Origin of the sequence: Klebsiella sp. HMSC09D12 (assembly GCF_001808475.1) — a bacterium.
Taxonomy (GTDB): domain Bacteria; phylum Pseudomonadota; class Gammaproteobacteria; order Enterobacterales; family Enterobacteriaceae; genus Klebsiella; species Klebsiella oxytoca.
Window position 1 is genome coordinate 114,160 of the sequence record NZ_KV793473.1, and the last position, 20,186, is coordinate 134,345.

At 56.1% G+C, this 20,186-nt stretch carries 18 protein-coding genes; 13 read left to right on the forward strand and 5 right to left on the reverse strand.

Annotated features, from left to right (window positions below):
• Positions 1-89: 89 nt before the first annotated feature.
• Together HMPREF3178_RS12010 and HMPREF3178_RS12015 are read right to left on the reverse strand one after the other, a co-directional pair.
• On the reverse strand, positions 90-1,478 hold the full coding sequence (locus tag HMPREF3178_RS12010; protein WP_017145932.1) for a NarK family nitrate/nitrite MFS transporter: 1,389 nt from the start codon (positions 1,476-1,478) through the stop codon (positions 90-92).
• 190 nt (positions 1,479-1,668) lie between these two features.
• On the reverse strand, positions 1,669-2,244 hold the full coding sequence (locus HMPREF3178_RS12015; protein ID WP_017145931.1) for a TetR family transcriptional regulator: 576 nt from the start codon (positions 2,242-2,244) through the stop codon (positions 1,669-1,671).
• Between the two features lie 119 nt (positions 2,245-2,363).
• Between HMPREF3178_RS12015 and HMPREF3178_RS12020 the strand changes: the two genes are divergently transcribed.
• A complete protein-coding gene (locus HMPREF3178_RS12020; protein WP_070585173.1) occupies positions 2,364-3,854 on the forward strand; it encodes an MFS transporter in 1,491 nt (496 codons plus the stop codon).
• A gap of 3 nt (positions 3,855-3,857) precedes the next feature.
• Here the strand turns inward: HMPREF3178_RS12020 and HMPREF3178_RS12025 are convergent, their stop codons facing one another.
• Entirely contained in the window at positions 3,858-4,655 is a 798-nt protein-coding gene (locus HMPREF3178_RS12025) for an IclR family transcriptional regulator domain-containing protein (RefSeq protein ID WP_004101908.1), read from the reverse strand.
• Positions 4,656-4,866: 211 nt separating this feature from the next.
• Here HMPREF3178_RS12025 and HMPREF3178_RS12030 point away from each other — a divergent pair, with 211 nt between their 5' ends.
• The 7 genes from HMPREF3178_RS12030 (at position 4,867) to benD (ending at position 11,113) form a co-directional block, all read left to right on the forward strand.
• Positions 4,867-6,033 carry a muconate cycloisomerase family protein gene (locus HMPREF3178_RS12030; RefSeq protein WP_162098326.1) on the forward strand — a complete coding sequence of 389 codons (1,167 nt, stop codon included), beginning with the start codon at positions 4,867-4,869 and terminating at the stop codon, positions 6,031-6,033.
• A 12-nt stretch (positions 6,034-6,045) separates the two neighbouring features.
• Entirely contained in the window at positions 6,046-6,336 is a 291-nt protein-coding gene (gene catC / locus HMPREF3178_RS12035; RefSeq protein WP_004101911.1) for a muconolactone Delta-isomerase, read from the forward strand.
• 69 nt (positions 6,337-6,405) lie between these two features.
• The gene (gene catA / locus HMPREF3178_RS12040) at positions 6,406-7,332 is read left to right on the forward strand and encodes a catechol 1,2-dioxygenase (protein ID WP_004101912.1); all 927 of its coding nucleotides are present in this window, start codon (positions 6,406-6,408) and stop codon (positions 7,330-7,332) included.
• A 104-nt stretch (positions 7,333-7,436) separates the two neighbouring features.
• Entirely contained in the window at positions 7,437-8,819 is a 1,383-nt protein-coding gene (locus tag HMPREF3178_RS12045) for a Rieske 2Fe-2S domain-containing protein (protein WP_004101913.1), read from the forward strand.
• The gene (benB, locus tag HMPREF3178_RS12050) at positions 8,819-9,304 is read left to right on the forward strand and encodes a benzoate 1,2-dioxygenase small subunit (RefSeq protein ID WP_017145930.1); all 486 of its coding nucleotides are present in this window, start codon (positions 8,819-8,821) and stop codon (positions 9,302-9,304) included. Before HMPREF3178_RS12045 ends, benB begins: the two co-directional genes overlap by 1 nt.
• A 9-nt stretch (positions 9,305-9,313) precedes the next feature.
• The gene (benC, locus tag HMPREF3178_RS12055; RefSeq protein WP_004112867.1) at positions 9,314-10,330 is read left to right on the forward strand and encodes a benzoate 1,2-dioxygenase electron transfer component BenC; all 1,017 of its coding nucleotides are present in this window, start codon (positions 9,314-9,316) and stop codon (positions 10,328-10,330) included.
• Positions 10,331-10,339: 9 nt separating this feature from the next.
• Positions 10,340-11,113 (forward strand): benzoate diol dehydrogenase BenD, encoded by a 774-nt coding sequence (gene benD / locus HMPREF3178_RS12060; RefSeq protein ID WP_017145929.1) that lies wholly within the window; start codon positions 10,340-10,342, stop codon positions 11,111-11,113.
• On the opposite strand, the gene yddG is transcribed toward benD, so the two are convergent.
• Positions 11,110-11,988 (reverse strand): aromatic amino acid DMT transporter YddG, encoded by an 879-nt coding sequence (gene yddG, locus HMPREF3178_RS12065; RefSeq protein ID WP_004101917.1) that lies wholly within the window; start codon positions 11,986-11,988, stop codon positions 11,110-11,112. The two genes, benD and yddG, sit on opposite strands and share 4 nt — an antisense overlap.
• A 226-nt stretch (positions 11,989-12,214) precedes the next feature.
• On the opposite strand from yddG, the gene fdnG reads away from it, so the two are divergent.
• From fdnG to araJ, 5 genes are all read left to right on the forward strand, one after another.
• Positions 12,215-15,262 (forward strand): formate dehydrogenase-N subunit alpha, encoded by a 3,048-nt coding sequence (fdnG, locus tag HMPREF3178_RS12075; RefSeq protein ID WP_085955746.1) that lies wholly within the window; start codon positions 12,215-12,217, stop codon positions 15,260-15,262.
• Between the two features lie 11 nt (positions 15,263-15,273).
• Positions 15,274-16,158, forward strand: a complete 885-nt coding sequence (gene fdxH, locus HMPREF3178_RS12080) for a formate dehydrogenase subunit beta (protein WP_070585174.1) — start codon at positions 15,274-15,276, stop codon at positions 16,156-16,158.
• Positions 16,151-16,807 carry a formate dehydrogenase-N subunit gamma gene (fdnI, locus tag HMPREF3178_RS12085; protein ID WP_004101923.1) on the forward strand — a complete coding sequence of 219 codons (657 nt, stop codon included), beginning with the start codon at positions 16,151-16,153 and terminating at the stop codon, positions 16,805-16,807. Before fdxH ends, fdnI begins: the two co-directional genes overlap by 8 nt.
• 389 nt (positions 16,808-17,196) lie before the next feature.
• Entirely contained in the window at positions 17,197-17,538 is a 342-nt protein-coding gene (locus HMPREF3178_RS12090) for a hypothetical protein (RefSeq protein ID WP_004112879.1), read from the forward strand.
• 385 nt (positions 17,539-17,923) lie between these two features.
• Positions 17,924-19,075, forward strand: a complete 1,152-nt coding sequence (gene araJ / locus HMPREF3178_RS12100; RefSeq protein WP_004112882.1) for an MFS transporter AraJ — start codon at positions 17,924-17,926, stop codon at positions 19,073-19,075.
• A gap of 16 nt (positions 19,076-19,091) precedes the next feature.
• Here the strand turns inward: araJ and HMPREF3178_RS12105 are convergent, their stop codons facing one another.
• Positions 19,092-20,183: an alkylhydroperoxidase domain protein gene (locus HMPREF3178_RS12105; protein WP_017145925.1), complete on the reverse strand. Its 1,092-nt coding sequence runs from the start codon at positions 20,181-20,183 to the stop codon at positions 19,092-19,094.
• Positions 20,184-20,186 lie beyond the last annotated feature (3 nt).

A 20,186-nucleotide genomic window follows, 5' to 3' on the forward strand; every position in this document is an offset into this window, starting at 1 on the left:
TTCTCCTGCACCAATAATGTCCGGCCTTACAAGACCGCACTATCCTGTAGGCCAGATAAGGCTTCAGCCGCCATCCGGCAAAGATGTCGTTATTTTTTTGCCGATTTACGACGGCCGTAGACCAGCCAGGTCACCAGCACACAAACCACGTAGAAAACAAAGAAGACCTTCATTGCCCCGACAGGTGAGCCGGTCAGCGCCAGCGAGGTGCCGAAGGCTTTAGGGATAAAGAAGCCGCCAATGGCGCCGATTGCGGAGATAAAACCGAGCGCCGCCGCGGTGTCGGTCACCGCTTCGTGCTGAGCCTGTTCATCGCTGCCGCCGCGCTTCTTCACGCTGTCGATAGTTATCTGGCGGAAGATCACGGCGATCATCTGGAAGGTGGAACCGCTGCCGAGACCAGCGGTAAGGAACAGTCCCATAAACACCACGTAAAAAGCGAGAAAACTGCCGGAGCCGGTGCCGGGCAGGGTGAGGAACAGCAGGCCGGTGAACAGCGCCATTAAGATAAAATTGATCAACGTGACCCGCACGCCGCCGAGACGGTCGGAAATAATGCCGCCAAATGACCGCGCCAGCGCGCCGATAAACGGCCCGAAGAAAGCCAGCTTCAGAATATTCACGTCGGGGAACTGCGTTTTCGCCAGCATGGCAAAACCGGCGGAGAAGCCGATAAACGAGCCAAAGGTGGCAAGGTAGAGCAGGCTTAACAGCCACATATGCGGGCGCTTCAGTACCGGCAGCTGCTCGCGAATTGAGGCCTTCGAGCTGGCGATATCGTTCATTCCCACCCAGGCTGCGAAGGTGGCGATCGCCAGCAGCGGTACCCAGACGAGCGCGGCGTTGCTAAGGGCGAGAAGAGATCCATCCTCCTGAGGCACCCCATGAACACCGAGAAAAGCAAAGATGGGCAGAAAAATCACCGCCGGCGCGATCATCTGCATCACGCTGACGCCGAGGTTGCCGAGCCCACCGTTAATCCCCAGTGCGCTACCCTGTTTCGCTTTGGGGAAGAAAAAACTGATATTTCCCATGCTCGAAGCAAAGTTCGCACCGGCAAAACCGCACAGTAAGGCAATAATGATAAATACCCAAAACGGGGTAGCGGTATTTTGCACGGCAATTCCCAGCCAGATGCAGGGAACCACCAGAATAATCGTACTTAATACCGTCCAGTAGCGCCCGCCAAATATGGGTACCATAAAGGAGTAGGGCACGCGTAATATCGCGCCGGAAAGCGAAGGCAGAGCGGTTAATAAAAAGAGTTGATCGGTAGTGAAATTAAAACCGACTTTATTGAGGTTGACCGCGACGGCGCTAAATAACATCCAGACGCAAAAGGCAAGTAGCAGACAAGCTACGGAAATGCAAAGATTTCTGCGGGCTATTTTCTTTCCCTTATTTTCCCAGAATGCCGCGTTTTCAGGTTTCCACTCGCTTAAAAGATAATGATTCTTTTTCTCATTTTTGCTCAGCATATTGCCCTCGAATGAACATTAACCAGTCAAAAAGAATAAAGATGTAAAACAGTCAATTAATATAAAAGAATGAAAGAAGGGGCCGAACGATGTGTTAGTTGTAATGAATGAAGAATAGATAAGAAAAGCGCGTCGGCAGTCGACGCGCGGAGAATAGAGGGAGATTATTTGTTACAAAGTGTAACCTGAGTCAGAACAGTTCCATCGAAATAAAATAATTGATATGCCGGTTAAAGGTGGCATCATCTATTTCCTCCATACCCAGCGCGTAAATACCATCCAGGCCACATACCAGCGCAATGAGCCGCCAGGCAATACTTCCCGCATGGTCTTTTGGCGTAAACTCGCCCGCTTCGGTTCCGCGCTGAATAATTTTCAGCGTCTCTTCATGCCACATACTCATCGTCAGCAGATATGCGCCTTTGATATCGCTATCGCTGTCGGCCAGCAGCTGCGCTTCGCGCCATAAACGAATATAGGGCTCAAGCTTGCCGTCGTCGCTGCCCACCATGGAAAACAGGCGTTCCCGCCACGTGGCGTCGTCAGCGACCAGCGGCATGTCCAGCATTTCACGGATAAGGCGTACAAAGGTATGGGCTTTCAGCTCGCCTGCTGAAGTGAAATGGTGGTGCAGTTGACCGGCGGAGACGCCGGCTTCGGCGGCAATCTGGCGCACGGTCATGGCGCTGAATCCGCCCCTAAGCGCTACGCGCATGGCTGCCAGTACAATAACTTCCCGTCGCGCATCGCGATTTAAGTAGCTCATAACGCCTGGTGACCCCCGTTTTTGGCCGATAGTAACAAAAAGTTGGACACTCGTTCAACATTGGGGCAGGATCGCCATCCTGGACACTTGTCCAATTTTCAACTTTGAGGAAAGGTAGTATGTCTCGGCAATGGTTGACGCTGATGGCGATTTTGCTGGTTTATATTCCGGTGGCGATTGATGCCACCGTTCTGCACGTGGCCGCGCCAACGCTTAGCGTAGCGCTGGGGACCAGCGGCAATGAGCTATTGTGGATTATTGATATTTACTCGTTGGTGATGGCCGGCATGGTGCTGCCGATGGGCGCGCTGGGCGATAAAATAGGCTTTAAACGCCTGCTACTGCTCGGCAGCGCTATTTTTGGCGCCGCCTCGCTGGCGGCGGCGTTTTCGCCGACGGCCGAAACGCTGATTGCGTCCCGCGCGCTACTGGCGGTAGGGGCAGCGATGATCGTCCCGGCGACGCTCGCCGGTATTCGCAGCACTTTTGCGCTGGCGCAACAGCGTAATATGGCCCTTGGCCTGTGGGCGGCGGTGGGTTCCGGCGGGGCGGCCTTTGGCCCACTGATCGGCGGCATGCTGCTGGAACATTTTTACTGGGGCTCGGTTTTCCTGATCAACGTGCCGATCGTGCTGCTGGTGATAGCGATTAACGCCAAAGTGGTGCCGCGTCAGCCCGCACGACGGGAACAGCCGCTGAATCTATTCCAGGCGCTAATCCTGATCGCCGCCATATTGATGCTGGTATTCAGCGCTAAAACGGCGCTTAAAGGGCAAATGGCGCTGTGGTTAACCGGGCTGGTGGCGGTTGCTGGCGCCGGTATGTTGTTCTGGTTCGTGCGCAAGCAGCTTATGGCGACGCGGCCCATGGTCGATATGCGACTGTTTACCCATCGCATTATTTTAAGCGGTGTGATGATGGCGATGACGGCGCTGATCACGCTGGTGGGCTTTGAACTTCTGATGGCGCAGGAGCTGCAGTTCGTGCATAGCAAAACGCCATTTGAGGCCGGGCTGTTTATGCTGCCGGTGATGGTGGCCAGCGGTTTTAGCGGGCCGATTGCCGGCATGTTGGTTTCGCGCCTGGGGCTGCGCGAGGTGGCAACCGGGGGAATGCTGCTCAGCGCGCTGAGCTTCCTCGGCCTGTCGAAGACCGATTTCAGCACCCAGCAGTGGTTAGCCTGGGGACTGATGACGCTGCTGGGCTTTAGCGTCGCCAGCGCGCTGCTGGCTTCCAGCTCTGCCATTATGGCCGCAGCGCCGAAGGAGAAAGCGGCGGCGGCGGGGGCCATCGAAACTATGGCCTACGAGCTGGGGGCTGGTCTGGGCATCGCCCTGTTCGGTCTGATATTGACCCGCAGCTACACCTCATCGATTGTTTTGCCGTCGGGCGTTGACGGCGCAGCGGCGGAGCAGGCGTCCTCCTCCATCAGCGAGGCGATTAAGCTGGCGCAGTCGATGCCGGCTATTCCTGCGCAAAACCTGCTCGAAGCGGCGAAGGCAGCGTTTATTCATTCGCACAGTATCGTGCTGGCGACGGCCGGTGTCCTGCTTCTGCTGCTGGCGGCTGGTATCTGGCGCAGTCTGGCCAGGGCGCCGGAGCTGAATTAACCCTTACAGCTGAAGAGAAAGCGCCATCGCCGCCCGCCGTAGCGGGGCGAGGGCTTTCTCCTTCAGCGCGGCGGCGTTGGTATAGCCTGCCGGAACGCCAACGTTAAGCGCCGCCACCACCTGACCGCTGCGGGAAAGCAGCGGTACCGCCAGCGAACATAATCCCACCTCAATTTGCCGGTCAGCGAGCGCGTAGCCCTGCATACGCACTCTGGCGATTTCCTGCCGTAAACCCGGCAGATCGCATAGCGTATACGGGGTATAGCGGATTAAGCTGGCTCGTGACAGTGTCACTTCAAGCTGTTCTTCCGGCAACGCGCTAAGCAGCACGCGTCCCATCGACGTGGCCCACGCAGGCAGACGGCTACCGCGGCCGATATCTACGCTGAGCAGGTTATTCACCGCCGCTCTGGCAATATACAGGACGTTATCGCCGTCCAGCGTGGCGGCGGAGCAGGATTCTCCGAGGTTTTTACCCAGATTATCCAGGGCGCTCTGCGCGACTTTCGCCAGCGGCGTTCCGGCCAGGTAAGCGTGACCCACCGCCAGCACGCGGGGGAGTAGCTCATAGCTGCGGCCATCCGGGCTATGCACCATTCCCAGCGCGGCGAGGGTATAGAGGCAGCGGCGCACAGCCGCGCGGGAGATCTGCGTTTTTTGGCTAAGCTGGGAAATGGTCAGGCGCTGCCGCTGCGGGGTAAACGCGTTAAGGACTTCCAGCCCGCGCGCCAGGGACAGCATAAAGTTAGGGTCGTGTTCAGACTGGCGGACGCTGAGAGTATCTGGTTTTTTTTCGCTCATATACCCCTCTTTTACTGAAGATAAAGGTTCATGGGGCATCACTATATCGCGGGTGAAAAACGCGGCGATTCCTTGTGCTGTTTTTACCATGTCGATCACATTATTAACCCCAATTTAACAACCGCGTCGATAATCGCACAACATTTCGATTATCGCCGTTGACCGTCCCGACCGTGCAGACCTATTGTCAACAGAATCGTTACCCCACGTTATGAACAGGGGGATGAAAAGTTATGTATTTCATCACCAGGAAAAAAAGATGACCGTGACCATTGAACGTATTGAAAGCTGGCTGGTAGATATCCCGACCATTCGACCGCACAAACTCTCCATGACCACGATGGGCTGTCAGACGCTGGCGATCGTCCGCATCACCCGTTCGGACGGGATTTGCGGTATTGGCGAAGCCACCACCATCGGTGGATTGAGCTACGGCGTGGAGAGCCCGGAAGCTATCGTTTCGGCAATTAACCATTACCTGATGCCGCTGCTGAAGGGCCAGCCTGCCGATAATCTCAATTCCCTGACCGCGCGAATGAACGGCGCGGTTAAAGGCAACACCTTTGCCAAATCGGCGATCGAAACCGCGCTGCTGGATGCGCAGGGAAAGGCGCTTGGCCTGCCGGTTTCCGCGCTGCTTGGCGGCGCGCTGACGACCTCGCTGCCGGTTCTCTGGACGCTGGCGAGCGGCGACACCGAGAAAGATATTGCCGAGGGGGAAAGGCTACTCGCGGAGCGTCGCCATCGGGCCTTTAAGCTAAAAATCGGCGCGCGCGAGCTGGCGACTGACCTGCGCCATACCCGCGCGATTGTTGAAGCCCTGGGCGATCGGGCCAGCATCCGCGTCGACGTGAATCAGGCGTGGGAAGCCACCGTCGCGGCAAAGGGCTGCCGCGAGCTGGCGGCGATGGGGGTCGATTTGATTGAACAGCCAGTTAGCGCTCAGGATAACACTACGCTGGTGCGCCTCAGCCATCACATCGGCACGGCTATTCTGGCCGATGAAGCGGTAGCGACCCATTACGAAGGCTATCGCCTGGCGCAGCAGGGATTCAGCGGGGCCTATGCGCTGAAGATTGCCAAAGCGGGCGGGCCAAACAGCGTGCTGGCGCTGGCGAAGGTGGCGCAAGCGGCGGGAATTGGGCTTTACGGCGGCACGATGCTTGAGGGGACCGTTGGCACCCTGGCCTCGCTGCACGCCTGGTCGACGCTCCCCCTACAGTGGGGCAGCGAGATGTTTGGCCCGTTATTGCTGAAGGACGATATTGTCAGCGTGCCGCTCACGTTCGCCGAAGGCGAAGTGACGCTACCGCAAACGCCGGGTCTTGGCGCTGAACTGGATGAAGACAAACTGCGCTTCTATAGCCGCAAAGGATAATGGAGGATTTTTATGCTATTTAAAGTCGATATGACCGTGAATATTCCGCTGGGGTTTCCTGCCGACGAAATTGAGGAAATTAAGCAGCGAGAAAAAAAGTATTCACAACAACTTCAGCGTGAAGGTAAATGGCGACATATCTGGCGCGTCGCCGGACTTTACGCCAATGTCAGTATTTTCGATGTAAAAGATGCTGAAGAGCTGCATCAAATTTTAATGGCTCTACCGTTATATCCCTTTATGCAAATTCGCGTGGAGGCGCTCTGTCGTCATCCCTCCTCGATTCGCGAAGACGACCGTTAATAAAAATAATAACTAACCTCGCGCCGAAACTATTCGGCGAATATCCTACAACGATAAGTGAGAAATATTATGAGTAATGCATTCGTACAACAAGATGCTGTGCAACATTTATTGCGTGAAAGTGCAGGTTTAAATGCAACCGGCGGCGACGAACGTTTTAAAACGATTGTTCATCGTCTGCTGGAAAACATCTGCACGCTGATTGATGACTATAATGTCACTGAAGAAGAGTTCTGGCATGCGGTGAATTATCTGCATGAATTAGGCGGCCGCCAGGAAGCGGCACTGCTGGCGGCGGGCCTCGGCCTTGAACACTTCCTCGACCTGCGCCAGGACGCTATTGATGCCGCAGCGCAGCGGGAAACCGGCACTCCTCGTACTATTGAAGGCCCGCTGTACGTGGCGAATGCGCCGCTGGCAGACGGGCATACCCGCATGGATGATGGTAAAGATGCGGGGGAGGTGATGTGGCTTTATGGCCAGGTTCGCGACACCCAGGGCCACCCGATAGCCAACGCTATCGTTGATATCTGGCATGCCAATACCCTCGGGAACTACTCTTTCTTCGATCAAAGCCAGAGTGAATATAATCTTCGCCGCCGCATTCGCACCGGCGCCGATGGCTGCTATAGCGTGCGCAGCATTATGCCATCCGGCTACGGTTGCCCGCCGGATGGGCCAACGCAAAAACTCCTTGACCTGTTGGGGCGTCACGGTAACCGTCCGGCGCATATCCATTTCTTCGTTTCCGCGCCGGGTCATAAACATTTGACCAGCCAAATCAATCTCAACGGCGACAAATACCTGTGGGATGATTTCGCGTTCGCTACCCGCGACGGCCTGATTGCCGATCCGGTAAAAGTCAGCGACCGCGAGCTTATTCAGCAGCGTGAGCTGGAAGGCGAACATACTGAAGTGCGCTTTGATTTTACCCTGTGCAAAGCACTTAACGCCGATGAAGAACACCGCGGTACGCGCCTGCGCGCGCAGGAGTAGCGCGCGGCGTTAATTCTCTTCTCCGGCCAGGTCGTGGCCGGAGAATAAAGCGAAATTCCGACCTCACAGTTTTCTATTCCTGAATTATGCAGGAGGGCCGACTCATGCAAAAAATGTTCACCACATTAAAAGATAAAATCACCAATGCATTAATTGTCGATCGTGAAAAGCATATTTATCGCTGCCATCGCTCAATATTTACCGATCCGCAGCTATTTGATTTTGAAATGAAGCATGTTTTTGAAGGAAATTGGTTGTTCCTTGCTCATGAAAGCCAGATTGCGCAGCCTGGGGATTATTACACCCTGACTCTTGGGCGCCAGCCGGTAATAATAACTCGCGACAAAAAGAATGAACTGCATGCGCTAATTAACAGCTGCGCCCACCGCGGGGCGATGCTGTGTCGCCGTAAAACCGGTAATAAAAGTTCCTTTACCTGTCCATTTCACGGCTGGACATTCAGTAATAACGGCAAGCTTTTAAAAGCCAAAGATGAAAGTACCGGCGGTTACCCGGAGACTTTCAAGCATGAAGGCTCCCACGATTTAAAGAAACTGCCGAGGTTTCAATCGTATCGCGGCTTCCTTTTCGGCAGCCTGAATGCCGATGTACAGCCGCTGGAGGCGTACCTGGGCGAAACCTGCAAAATTATCGACCTGATCGTTGACCAGGCGCCGGAAGGGCTGGAGGTGCTTAACGGATCATCGAGCTACGTTTATGAAGGCAACTGGAAGCTGGGGGCGGAAAACGGTGCTGACGGCTATCACGTTAGCGTGGTCCACTGGAACTACGCTTCCACCATGTCGCGCCGCAACTACGAAGCGGAAGGGACGCACGCGGTAGACGCAAACGGCTGGTCGAAAAGCGTCGGCGGCGGTTACGGCTTTGACAATGGACATATGCTGTTGTGGACCCGGGTGCTGAACCCGGAAGTGCGGCCGGTCTACGAACATCGTGAACGGCTGCAGGCGGAATTCGGCCAGTCCCGCGCCGAGCAGATGGTCAACGAAACGCGCAACCTGTGCCTCTATCCAAACGTCTATCTGATGGATCAGTTTTCGACGCAGATCCGCGTGATACGCCCCATCGCGGTGGATAAAACCGAAGTCACCATCTGGTGCTTTGCGCCGAAGGGCGAATCTGACCAGGCGAGGGCGCTGCGTATTCGCCAGTATGAGGATTTCTTCAACGTTAGCGGCATGGGAACGCCTGACGATCTGGAAGAGTTCAGCGCCTGCCAGCGCGGCTATCTCGGTGAGAATCTGGCATGGAGCGACCTCAGCCGCGGGGCGCTGCACTGGGTCGATGGCCCTGACGAACACGCTCTTCAGGCGGGCTTCAGGCCGCAGCTAAGCGGGGTGAAATCGGAAGATGAAGCTTTGTATATCGCCCACCATCATCACTGGCAAAACGTGATGCTGGCGGCGCTGGAAAAAGAGCAGCAGCGCTACGAGCAATCGATCACGCAACGCGTGGAGGTGGTCTGATGCTGACTCTCGAACAGGTTCGCCAGTTTCTCTATTACGAAGCCCGCCTGCTTGACGATCGTCAGTGGGATGATTGGCTGAACTGCTACAGTCCACAGGTGGTGTACTGGATGCCCGCCTGGGGAGATGACGACAAGCTTACCCGCGACCCTCAGCGCGAAATTTCGCTGATTTACTACCCGAACCGCGATGGCCTCGAAGACCGGGTATACCGCATCAAAACGGAACGCTCAGGGGCCAGCACGCCGGAACCGCGCACCACTCATATGATCGGCAACGTTGAGCTGCTTGGCGAAACCGAACAGGGGATGGAGGTGCGCTACAACTGGGTCACCTACTGCCATCGCTATCAGCAGACGGATACCTGGTTTGGCTCTACCTGCTGCACGCTGAGTGAGAACGCCGGCAAACCGCAGATTATCCGTAAAACCGTGCGCCTGAATAACGATTACATCCGTCAGGTAATTGACGTTTACCACATTTAAGAGGCGTTTATGACCTTTAATATTGCTCTCAATTTTGAAGACGGCATCACCCGCTTTATTCAATGTCACGCCGGAGAGAAAGTACTCGATGCCGCCTATCGTCAGCAGGTTAATCTGCCGATGGATTGTTCGGACGGCGTTTGCGGCACCTGCAAGTGCCGCTGCGTCAGCGGCGAATATGGTCTGGGCGATGAGTATCTTGAAGAGGCGCTCAGCGAAGACGAAGCCGCAGAGCGCCAGGTGCTGACCTGTCAGATGGTGCCATCCAGCGATTGCGTCATTGATGTACCGGCGGCGGCAGCCCAGTGCAAGACCGCGCTGGCAAGCCTGGGGGCGACGGTGAAAGCGGTCAATCTCCTGTCTGACACCGCCATTGAGCTGGCGATCGTGCTGGATGAGCCGCTGGACTTCCTGGCGGGTCAGTACATCAATATTCAGGTCCCCGGCACGCCGCAGGTGCGCGCCTATTCGTTTAGCTCTCTACCGGGCTCGCGTGAGGGGAGCTTTCTGATCCGTAACGTGCCCGGCGGCTTGATGAGTCAGTGGCTGACGCAGCGGGCCAGTCCCGGCGATCGTCTGACGCTAAGCGGCCCGATGGGCAGCTTTTATCTGCGCAGCGGCGAGCGTCCGCTGTTGCTGTTGGCGGGGGGCACCGGCTTAGCGCCGCTGCTCTCGATACTGCAAACGCTGGCTATGCAACGCAGCGCCCGGCCCGTCACTTTGCTCTATGGTGTGACCCGCGACAGAGACCTGGTGAAAACTGATGCGCTTGAAGCATTTACCGGCCAGCTTCCCGCTTATCGCTGGCTGCCGGTGGTTGCCGATGCGCAAAGCCAATGCCCGCAGCGCGGTTTTGTGACCGACCATCTTAATGACGCAATACTCAACGATGGCGATGTGGATATCTATCTGTGCGGGCCACCGCCGATGGTCAATGCGGTATCCACGGCGCTGCGCGAGAGAGGCATTTCGCCGGCGGGGTTCTGGTATGAAAAATTCATCGCCAGCCAGAGTGCGGCGGCATAAGGAGCAACGATGCGATTTAACCATAAAGTCGTGGCCATTACCGGCGCCGCGCAGGGGATTGGCCGACAGACCGCAGAGCAAGCGGCGCGTGAGGGTGCGCGGCTGCTATTGATTGACCGATCTCGCTATGTTCACGAACTGGCGGCGGCGCTGAACGCCGCCGGTTGCCAGGCGCTGGCGCTGGAAGCCGATCTTGAACAATGGGAAAGTACCGAGCGGGCATTCGCCAACGGCGTGGCCCATTTTGGCCACCTGGATGTATTGATTAACAATGTCGGCGGCACCATCTGGGCGCGGCCGTTTGCGGAATATCAGCCGGATCAGATAGAGAAGGAGATTCGCCGCTCGCTGTTTCCGACCCTGTGGGGCTGTCGGGCTGCGCTACCGTGGATGCTGAAGCAGGGCAAGGGCAGTATCGTTAATATTTCGTCGGTGGCAACGGCGGGCGTGAACCGGGTGCCTTATTCCGCAGCGAAAGGCGGCGTTAATGCGTTGACCCGTTCGCTAGCCCTGGAATATAGCGCAAACGGGATCCGCATTAACGCCGTGGCGCCGGGGGACACCGAGGCGCCTGCGCGCCGGACGCCGCGGAATGAGGAGCTGCCGTCGGCGCAGGAGCAGACGTGGTATCAGCAGGTGGTCGATCAGACGGTGGCGAGCAGCCTGATGCATCGCTACGGTACGCTGGCGGAACAGGCCAATGCCATCCTGTTTCTCGCCAGCGATGAGGCCAGCTACATCACCGGCGTGACGCTGCCGGTCGCCGGCGGCGACCTCGGTTAGCGCCGGGTCGCCTGCCAGCAGAGCAGGGAGCCGGCGCACACCATGCCGGCGCCCTGCCAGAACGACCACGAGAGCGCGGCGCTGAGCAGTACCGCCGCCAGCGCGGAGGAGAGCACCGGCGTAAAGTAGGAGGCGGCGGCTAACAGGCTGACGTTGCCGTGCAGGATGCCGACGTTCCACGCCGCATAGCCCAGGCCCAGGGCAATGGACAGCGCGATCAGTTTGACTATTACCGGCCAGCTAAAGACCATGGGCGGCTGTTCGCTGAACAGAAACTTTAGCCACAGGGTCAGGGCGGTAAGCAGAACAAACAGAGTGATGCCGTTTTTGCCTTGTGCATATTTAGCGGTGACCGTGCAGTAGGCCGCCCAGATAAATGCGCCGACGAACGCCAGAATATAGCTCAGCGGGCTGGAAACCACGTTGCTGATAATTTCGTCAATGTTCAGGCCATGCTCACCGCCTAATACCCAGGTGACGCCGAATAAAGCCAGCAATAACCCCGGGATAACCAGCCAGCTGCTTTTTTGATTGTTAAAGACAATGGCAAATAAAATCGTCAGGCTGGGCCACAGATAATTGACCATGCCCACTTCAATCGCCTGCTGGCGGGTTCCGGCTAGCCCGACCGACAGCGCGAGGCATATTTCATAACTGACAAACAGCACGCTGCCTGCCAGCAAATAAGGGCGGGGGATCTGACGTATTTGCGGAAAACCGACGGTAAAGATGAGCAAAAGGCCGCTCAGGCTGTAGATCATCGCCGCGCCGCCTACCGGACCAAGCCCTTCGCTTACGCCACGAATCAGCCCGACCATGGTGCTCCAGAGGACGATGGCGGCGAATCCAATTAGCGTGGCTTTTTTCTTCTCCATATTTAACCTGATGTTGGTTCAAACGCAGTCGGCTTTTATAACACTTTTTTTTCGCCCTCGGGGGATATTTTCCACAGCGCTTAATCCTAATGGAGTAATGAAATTCGGCGCGGCTGACTATTAAGGGGGCCTGGGTTCAGGACATTGATTTGACGCAAATAAAACAGGGTTATTGCTGTTAATTTCCACTCCCGCAATGAATAGACATCCCGCATGGAGGGGAACAATGGACGTCAGCCGCAGAAAGTTTTTTAAAATCTGCGCAGGCGGTATGGCCGGAACAACAGCCGCTGCATTGGGTTTTGCGCCCAAAATGGCCCTGGCTCAGGCGCGTAATTACAAATTGCTGCGCGCCAAAGAGATCCGCAACACCTGCACATACTGCTCCGTGGGCTGCGGGCTATTAATGTATAGCCTGGGCGACGGCGCGAAAAACGCGAAAGAAGCGATTTATCACATTGAAGGGGATCCGGACCATCCGGTGAGCCGCGGCGCACTGTGCCCGAAAGGCGCAGGGCTGCTGGACTATGTCCATAGCGACAACCGTCTGCGCTATCCGCAATACCGCGCGCCGGGTTCGGATAAATGGCAGCGCATCTCCTGGGATGAAGCATTTACCCGTATCGCTAAATTGATGAAAGCCGACCGTGATGCCAACTTTATTGAGAAAAACGAGCAGGGCGTGACGGTTAACCGCTGGCTGTCCACCGGGATGCTGTGCGCGTCGGCGGCCAGCAATGAGACCGGCATGCTAACGCAAAAATTTGTGCGCTCGCTCGGCATGCTGGCGGTAGATAACCAGGCTCGCGTCTGACACGGACCAACGGTAGCAAGTCTTGCTCCAACATTTGGTCGCGGTGCGATGACCAACCACTGGGTTGATATTAAAAACGCCAATGTCGTGGTGGTGATGGGCGGTAACGCCGCCGAAGCCCATCCGGTGGGATTCCGCTGGGCGATGGAGGCAAAAAACAACAATGATGCGACGCTGATTGTCGTTGACCCGCGCTTTACGCGTACGGCGTCGGTGGCCGATATTTATGCGCCGATCCGTTCCGGTACCGACATTACCTTCCTGTCGGGCGTGCTGCTGTACCTGATCGAAAATAACAAAATCAATGCCGAGTACGTTAAACACTATACCAACGCCAACCTGCTGGTGCGCGACGATTTTGCCTTCGAAGATGGCCTGTTCAGCGGCTACGATGCCGAAAAGCGTCAGTACGATAAGTCTTCGTGGAACTATCAGTTCGACGAAAATGGCTTCGCGATGCGCGATGAAACGCTGCAGCATCCGCGCTGCGTATGGAACCTGCTGAAGCAGCACGTTTCGCGCTATACGCCGGAGGTGGTGGAGAACATCTGCGGTACGCCAAAAGCGGACTTCCTGAAAGTGTGCGAAGTGCTGGCCTCAACCAGCGCCACGGACCGGACCACCACTTTCCTCTATGCGCTGGGCTGGACGCAGCATACCGTCGGCGCGCAGAACATCCGCACCATGGCGATGATTCAGCTGCTGCTCGGCAATATGGGGATGGCGGGAGGCGGGGTCAACGCGCTGCGCGGCCACTCCAATATCCAGGGGTTAACCGATTTAGGCCTGCTTTCGACCAGCCTGCCGGGCTACCTGACGCTGCCGTCGGAACAGCAGGTTGATCTGCAAAGCTATCTAGCTGCCAATACGCCGAAGGCGACGCTGCCCGAACAGGTGAACTACTGGAGCAACTACCCGAAGTTCTTCGTCAGCCTGATGAAATCTTTCTACGGCGACGCGGCGCAAAAAGAGAACGACTGGGGCTTCCACTGGCTGCCGAAATGGGACCAGGCTTATGACGTTATTAAGTATTTCAATATGATGGATAACGGCAACGTCACGGGCTATATCTGCCAGGGATTCAATCCGGTGGCGTCCTTCCCGGACAAAAACAAGGTGGTCCGCAGCCTGAGCAAGCTGAAGTACATGGTGGTTATCGACCCGCTGGTGACCGAAACCTCGACCTTCTGGCAAAACCACGGCGAGTCGAACGATGTTGACCCGGCAGCGATTCAGACCGAGGTCTTCCGCCTGCCGTCCACCTGCTTTGCCGAAGAGGATGGTTCCATCGCCAACTCCGGGCGCTGGCTACAGTGGCACTGGAAGGGCCAGGATGCGCCGGGCGAAGCGCGCAACGACGGCGAAATTCTGGCCGGGATTTACCACCGCCTGCGCGAGATGTATCGCACCGAGGGCGGCAAAGGCGTCGAGCCGCTGCTGAAGATGGGGTGGCACTACAAGCAGCCGGATCGTCCGGAATCAGAAGAGGTCGCGAAAGAGAACAACGGCTACGCGCTGGCGGATCTCTACGACGCTAACGGCGCGCCGCTGGCGAAGAAAGGCCAGCTGTTGAACAGCTTCGCACTGCTGCGCGATGACGGTACCACCGCGTCGTCTTGTTGGATCTATACCGGCAGCTGGACCGAGCAGGGCAATCAGATGGCCAACCGCGATAACGCCGACCCGTCAGGTCTTGGCAATACGCTCGGCTGGGCATGGGCGTGGCCGCTCAACCGGCGCGTGCTGTACAACCGCGCGTCGGCGGATATGAACGGCAAGCCGTGGGATGCGACGCGAATGCTGATCCAGTGGAACGGCAGCAAGTGGGTTGGCAACGATATTCCGGACTTCAATACCGCGCCTCCGGGCAGCAAAACCGGGCCGTTTATTATGCAGCCGGAAGGTCTGGGGCGTCTGTTTGCCCTGAATAAGCTGGCGGAAGGTCCGTTCCCGGAACACTACGAACCGATGGAAACGCCGCTTGGTACCAATCCACTGCACCCGAGCGTGGTCTCCAGCCCGGTGGTACGCCTGTATGAAGAAGATGCCCTGCGTTTAGGTAAGAAGGACAAATTCCCGTACGTCGGCACCACCTATCGTCTGACCGAGCATTTTCATACCTGGACCAAGCATGCGCGGCTCAATGCGATTGCGCAGCCGGAGCAGTTTGTCGAAATCAGCGAAGGCCTGGCGAAAGCGAAAGGGATCGCCAATGGCGATCGGGTGACGGTCAGCAGCATGCGCGGCTTTATTCGCGCGGTGGCGGTGGTGACGCGTCGTCTGCAAACGCTCAACGTCAACGGTCAGCAGGTGGAAACCGTCGGTATTCCGCTGCACTGGGGTTTTGAAGGAGTGGCCCGCAAAGGTTACATCGCCAATACCCTGACGCCGAACGTCGGGGATTCCAACTCGCAGACGCCGGAGTATAAGGCGTTTCTGGTCAACATCGAGAAAGCGTAAGGAGCGAAGCAATGGCGATGGAAACCCAGGACATCATTAAACGCTCCGCCACCAATCCGATCACCCCCGCGCCGCGCGCGCGGGATTTTAAGGCGGAAGTGGCAAAGCTGATTGATGTCTCCTCCTGCGTAGGCTGCAAAGCCTGCCAGGTGGCCTGTTCCGAGTGGAACGATATCCGCGATGAAGTCGGGCACTGCGTCGGGGTTTACGACAATCCCGCCGATCTGAGCGCCAAATCCTGGACGGTAATGCGCTTTAGCGAAACCGAGCAGAACGGCAAGCTGGAGTGGCTGATTCGCAAAGACGGCTGTATGCACTGTGAGGATCCGGGCTGCCTGAAGGCGTGCCCGTCCGCCGGAGCGATTATTCAGTACGCAAACGGCATCGTCGACTTTCAGCAGGAAAACTGCATCGGCTGCGGTTACTGCATTGCCGGATGCCCTTTTAACGTCCCGCGCCTCAATAAAGAGAACAACCGGGTCTATAAGTGCACGCTGTGCGTCGATCGGGTCAGCGTTGGCCAGGAACCGGCCTGCGTGAAAACCTGCCCAACCGGCGCGATTCACTTCGGCAGCAAGCAAGAGATGCTGGAAGTGGCCAACGAGCGTGTGGAAAAACTGAAGAAACGCGGCTATTCCCATGCCGGGGTGTATAACCCGCCTGGCGTCGGCGGCACCCACGTGATGTACGTGCTGCATCATGCGGACCAGCCGGAGCTGTACCATAACCTGCCGAAGGATCCGCAGATAGATACCTCGATAAATCTGTGGAAAGGCGCGCTGAAACCGCTCTCCGCCGTTGGCTTTATCGCCACTTTTGCCGGGCTGATCTATCACTACATCGGGATTGGGCCGAACAAGGAAGCGGATGACGATGAGGAGGAGCATGATGAGTAAATCGAAAATGATTGTGCGCACGAAGTTTATTGACCGCGCCTGTCACTGGACGGTGGTCATCTGCTTTTTCCTGGTGGCGCTGTCGGGGATCTCGTTTTTCTTCCCGACGCTGCAGTGGCTGACCGAAACCTTCGGTACCCCGCAGATGGGGCGTATTCTGCATCCGTTCTTCGGGGTTCTGATTTTCGTGGCCCTGATGTTTATGTTCGTGCGCTTTGTCCACCATAATATTCCCGACAAACAGGATATTCCCTGGCTGAAAGGGATTATCGAGGTGCTTAAGGGCAATGAGCATAAAGTGGCGCGGGTAGGGAAATACAACGCTGGCCAGAAAATGATGTTCTGGACGATCATGAGCATGATATTTGTGCTGCTGGTCACCGGGGTGATTATCTGGCGGCCTTATTTTGCCCACTATTTCCCAATTCAGGTTATTCGCTATAGTCTGCTGATTCACGCAACGTCGGCCATTATTCTTATCCATGCGATTCTGATCCATATGTATATGGCATTCTGGGTTAAAGGATCGATTAAAGGCATGATTGAAGGGAAGGTGAGCCGCCGCTGGGCGAAGAAGCATCATCCGCGCTGGTATCGCGACGTGGAGCGCCTGGAAGCGAAAAGGGAAAATCGCGAAGGGCTGAAGTAAGCCTTAACGTATTACCCGTTCCGGTTAATGCCGGAACGGGGGTTAATATCCTCAGGGGCATCAATTAGCTCACCTCTGACAGCGGTGAAAAATTGTCTCATTTATTTATGTCCGGGCGCGCGATCTGACGGTCTCTCTTTTTCTGACGACAGATATTTTCCTTTTTCCCATTAAGCCAGTTGGGTCGCTGTTTCAACGTAGCGCTATTAACGTCATTATTCGTTGTCTCTATAAAAACGCTATCGTTTAGGCGGATCCTTGCGTATTTTGCGCGGCGGCTTCCACAGAAAAGAAAATCACTGAAATTAATATTGTGGGTTGTCTTTACGCAGCGATAAAGAGTAAGCTGTATACGGTTCAAGGAAGTCCGGGTTATATTTGAGTAAAAAATGGAAGATGCTAAATTAATAAAAATCATGCATGAAAGTGGCTTTACAGATAAGCAGATCGACAAGTTAACGGCGAGATATAAGACGCTTTTATACTGTGCCGTTGACGAAGCGGCATCGCGCTTGCCCAGGGCAATATTTGTCCATGTATTCGTTCTTTTAATTATCGGGATCGGCATCCTGAAAGCGGTCCATGAAGGGACCTGGCATCCTGCGCAACTCATTATTTTCGCGCTACCGCTGGTCGTCGCCTGTGGGGTATCGCATCACTTCGCTCCGCTAAGTGAGGTATACAAAGCAGCAAAGGTGATGAAAAAGATCAAACATCAGCAGGTTCACTAATTCACTCGCGGATGAAGCGTTAACGGCGACTGACTGCCCGAGGCAATAAAATCATGAAAGCCATGCTTCGCTATTTTTTAAAGGATATTTATGACGGCATTTGCACTCACGTAATATTAATCTGCGCAATAGTACTTACAGGGCTTATTTACCGGGCTTTCGATTTTGACGTTTGGTTCACGCCTGCCGTTGTCATTGTTATATTGGTTGCCCATTGGGTATTAAGCCAATTCAGGATTTAATGATTGCTGTTTTTATGAACGTTGGATATGAAGTAATCACGCTGTTTTATGGATAAACAGGTTACGGAAGGTTTTAAACTGGTTTACCGCCAGAGAATGCATAATAATGCGACCGGTAAAATCCATAACAAGTGATTAGATGTATGAAAAAGACTATTTTTTCGTTAGCGCTTGGCACTTTTGGTCTCGGAATGGCGGAATTTGGCATCATGGGGGTATTACCTGAAATTGCCCGTGATGTCGGCATATCCATTCCTGCCGCAGGCAACATGATTTCATATTATGCGTCCGGCGTCGTGATCGGCGCGCCGGTGATGGCGATATTCTCCAGCCGCTTTTCACTAAAATCAGTGATGCTGTTTCTCGTAGCGCTATGCATTATCGGCAACGCCATCTTCACGTTCTCTTCCAGCTACTCGATGCTGGCGCTGGGGCGCCTCATCTCCGGGTTTCCGCACGGCGCATTCTTTGGCGTGGGCGCGATCATTCTGTCGAAAATTGCGCCGCCAGGCAAGGTTACCGCAGCGGTGGCGGGGATGATCGCTGGGATGACCGTCGCCAACCTGCTGGGGGTACCGGGAGGAACCTGGCTTGGCCATCAGTTCAGCTGGCGCTATACCTTCCTGGCGATTGCGGTCTTTGACGTCGCGGTGCTGGTGTCCATCGCCTGGTGGGTGCCGACGTTATTTGATAAATCAACCACGCGCTTGCGCTCGCAATTTCATTTTTTAACCTCGCCTGCGCCGTGGTTAATTTTTGCCGCCACCCTGTTCGGCAATGCCGGCGTCTTCGCGTGGTTTAGCTATATTAAGCCGTTTATGATCAACGTCTCCGGCTTCGGTGAAAGCGCCATCATAATGATTATGATGCTGGTGGGTCTGGGGATGGTTCTGGGGAATTTATTTAGCGGTAAAGTTTCCGCACGCTACAGTCCGTTACGTATTGCCGCCGTGACGGATGGCGTTATCGTTTTGACCTTATTACTCCTGTTCCTGCTGGGTGAGAATAAAACCGCCTCACTAACCCTGGCGTTTATCTGCTGCGCGGCGCTGTTTGCCCTGTCGGCGCCGCTGCAAATCATGCTGCTGCAAAATGCCAAAGGCGGCGAGATGCTGGGCGCGGCGGGCGGCCAGATCGCCTTTAATCTTGGTAGCGCCATCGGGGCGCTGTTCGGCGGGATGATGATTACGGCCGGCCTTGGCTGGCGTTCTGTTGCCTTACCGGCCGCGCTGCTTTCGTTTCTTGCGCTCAGTTCACTGCTGATTTATGCCCGCTATCAGCAGCGTTCTGTCTGACGAAATCCGCAGGCGGCTAATCCTGCCACGGCTCCCCGAGGGTCAGCATTAACCGGTTGGCCCAGGCGAAGAAGGCTGCCGATTGCAGCAGATCCAGTTGGGCGAGGGTATCCAGCTGTTGCTGTTCGACGGCCGCAAGGTGGCTCGCGGCCAGGGCGGGAGGGGTAACGGAAATCGCTGCGGCAAAATCAATGAGCGCCTGCCAGCGCGGCGTCTGCCCATCGCTCAGCTTCTCTCCCGGGGTCACCGCCAGCAGGGTCTCTACCGCCGTTTCATCTTTCGCTAACTGCGCGGCCTTGCGAGCATGCACCGAGGCGCAATAAATACAACCGTTGATTTTACTCGCTACCGTCGCCGCCAGCTCGCGTTCGGCACGCGGCAGGCCGCCGGGAGTATAAAAAATCCCTTTATCGGTTAACGTACGCTGCTCCAGCACCGGCTGGTTGCGCGCCAGCAGGCGGAAGTAGGGCGAGTCGCTGTGGCCGAATTTCGCCAGCAGCGCCTGCTCATCCGGGGTAAATTCCGCCAGCGGTTTAGCCGCCAGCCAGGGTTCCCAGTGCAGTTCATCGCGGGTGAAGCGCACCGGCGCGCGTTTACCGCTGAGGGTTTGCGGTGAGGTATGCCAGAATCCGGCTACGACCGGGGTCCCGGCAACCGGGGCGCTTTTACCGTTGAGCAGGCGTAGACCGTTCAACAGACGACTCTGGAAGCTGACAAACGCAATCAGCTGGGCCAGCGTCACGATAGCGCGCGGGCTCCATCCGGCGCGGGTTAATGCCTCCAGAGCCGAAGGCGTGGCTTCTACCGGCGCGAAGGTCAACAGCCGGGCAAAGGCCTGCGCCGGAACCAGCCGCGGCGAGGTCGGATCGGCAATCCCAAACCCGGCATAGTGGGCGGCCAGCGCATCGCTCTCATGCAGCTTCGCTACCCTGGCGGCAACGGCAAAACGTTCGTCGAGCGGAAAGTCGTTATCCTGCTGACCGAACAGCGCTTCATAGCTTCCCTGAGCATGATGGGTGGCCGCCTCGCGCACGGCTCTCGCCGCCGCTAAGGCGGAATCGGGGGCAATTTCTGCCAGTTCGGCCAATATATCCTGACTGAGCGTCATGGT